The sequence below is a fragment of the Puniceibacterium antarcticum genome (assembly GCF_002760615.1).
GTDB classification, from domain to species: domain Bacteria; phylum Pseudomonadota; class Alphaproteobacteria; order Rhodobacterales; family Rhodobacteraceae; genus Puniceibacterium; species Puniceibacterium antarcticum.
This window is the reverse complement of the sequence record NZ_AWWI01000057.1, coordinates 1-2,339: the sequence shown is the minus strand read 5'-3', so window position 1 is coordinate 2,339 and position 2,339 is coordinate 1. Positions and strand designations below refer to the sequence as shown.

General features: G+C 66.6%; 3 protein-coding genes. All 3 read right to left on the bottom strand.

Features of this window, described 5'->3' with window-relative positions; translation table 11 throughout:
• The coding region (locus tag P775_RS07420; protein ID WP_099910379.1) for a BatD family protein at positions 1-1,022 on the bottom strand (1,022 nt) is incomplete at its 3' end.
• Entirely contained in the window at positions 1,019-1,696 is a 678-nt protein-coding gene (locus P775_RS07415; protein ID WP_099910378.1) for a hypothetical protein, read from the bottom strand. The genes P775_RS07415 and P775_RS07420, both read right to left, overlap by 4 nt.
• The coding region (locus P775_RS27975) for a vWA domain-containing protein (protein WP_099910377.1) at positions 1,693-2,339 on the bottom strand (647 nt) is incomplete at its 5' end. The genes P775_RS27975 and P775_RS07415, both read right to left, overlap by 4 nt.

Sequence of the window (2,339 nt, the reverse complement as noted above, 5' to 3'; positions counted from 1 at the left end):
GCGCCCAGATCCCCCGCCGCTGCCGCCCGCGACATCCGCCGCCGCAGCGGATCAAACGGCGCAAGACGGCGCAAACGCTCCAGCCCCGCAAATTGCCGCCCCATCAGGATCACACCCAGCCCAGCCGCCAGCGCCATCGCGAACACCCCCAGAACCGGCCAGGCCAGCAGCCGCGCCGGGACGGGTGGCACGACCGGCGCAGGCAGCACGCTTTCATCCATCGCCACCCGCTGAGCAGAGATTGTCACCGTCCGCATCACGCGGTTCACCGTGTCGAAATAGTCGAAACTCACCGGCTCCACGATGGCCGAGGTGTCGTTGCCGGGCCGGATCGTCCAGCGCCAGAAGGCGATCCCCACCGGACCCTCGGGTGACAACTGCACAAGCCGCTTTTCCGGATGGGCAAAGATCATCGCCGAGGGCGAGGTCAGCTCGGGCATCGGCGGAATCATGTCGGGATCCACCCCAACCGCCTCGATGCGGATGATGCGCAGCACCCCCTCGCCGGGCTTCAGCTGGTCGGGCGCGTTGGACCAGCTGTCCGACACGGTCAGTTCGCGCGCCGGAAACCACCAGGAGTCGACCGGCGGCGCGGGCAACACCTCGATCGTGACCGGCGCGGACTGGATGTCATGGGCAAACCAGTCATCGCCCTCATCCGTCAGCCGCAGGTGATGGGTAAAGGCGCCGATGCGCAGCATCCCCGCACGATCCGGATAAAGCGCCATCCGCCGCTTGAAATTCTTGACCTTGCGGCCACGTTCCGTCGTGTCGAACCACTGATCGGGCCCCAGCTGCATCCAGTTGAACCCCTCCAGATCCGGCTGTTCCAGCTTTTCCAGCGTGATGTAGCGACGGTACTGGCCGGTGATGGTGATGAGCACCATTTCCTGAACATAAGGCGTCGCCGCACCCGCCTCGACCGTGACAGTCAGGGTCAGCTCTCCGGGAAACACCTCCTGCGTCTGGGCGAGGGCCAGACCTCCACCCAGCAGCCAGAACAGCAGCACAAGCGCTTTCATGACGGATCCTCGGGCGCAGGCGGGGCCAGCCCGGCCTTTTCGCGGTTCTTGTGTTCGAAACGGATCCGCGCGGCCAGATACTCCCCCGGCACATCCTGCAGCGTCGCCAGCCAGCGCCGGTTCGCCACCATGAACTTGTCGTCAAACACCCGCCGCACGCCCAGCGGTCCGTGGCTCTCAAGATCAGGCAGGCCGATCAGCGCCCCGGCATTGCTGGTCTGCGACCCCGTGCCCGCAGCCCGCGCACTGCCCTGCGCGACCGAGGATTTCAGCACTGCGCCCTCTTCCTTTTCCGTTGCCCAGGAAATCGCAGTCTCGGGGTCCAGCGCCAGCCCGGCGTAATAGACGGACAGCAGATCAAAATTCGCGCCCGCCTCAGGGTCCCCGGTCATCCGGCCCGCATCGAACGCCTCCAATGCGGCGGCATATTCGCCCTGCCTCACCCGCGCATTTCCAAGGTTCAGCATGCTGCGCGCGACCCGAAACGCCTCTTCTGCCTGCGCATATGCCCCGGCGCGATAGGCCGCAGCGCCGCGCCAATCGGGATCGCGCAACAGCGGCACCGCCAGCCCCGGCAGGCCTGCCGACATCAGCACCCGGCCCAGCGGCGCACTGCCGCCCAAAAGCGCCGAAAACGCCAGACAGACGGCCGCCACCAGCAAAACCCACCTCATGCCAGACCCTTTTTGCGAAACAACAACAGCACCGGGATCAGTGCGGCCAGCAGCAAAAAACGGCCATAATCCGACCAGAACAACAGCGGATACTCCTGCTTTTCCAGCCGGTCGCGCGCCTGTTCGGACAAAAAGGCGGCAAAGCCCTCGGTCTCGTTCAGCTCAAACACCCGCCCCCGCCCGGTGGCCGCCAGCGCCTGCACCTCTGGTCCCGGACCCTCCGCAGACACCACCGACAGCCGCGCGCCCTGCTCTGCCAGTGCCGCCGCCGCGACCAATGCCTCTGGCCCCAGCCCGCCGCCATCGCTGAATAGGACCACATCCCCCGCCAGCACCTTTGCCTCGCGCAGCATCACTGCCGCCTGCGCCAGCGCGCGCTCTGGCCTGCTGCCCATGTCGGGCACGGTATCACCATCGATCAGCAGCAGCGTCTGCCCCAGCTGGCGCAGATCGCCGGTCATCTCGCTCGCCACATAGGAATCGCCTGCAAACACCACCAGCGCGCCGGGCCGCGACCCCAGCGCCGCAACCCCAAACCGCCCCATGGTCTGCAGCAACGGCCAGCGCGCGCTGCCGGTCATCGAAGGTGAGGCGTCAATGACAAAGACCACCCCATCCAGATTGCGAAACGCCGCCGCATCCC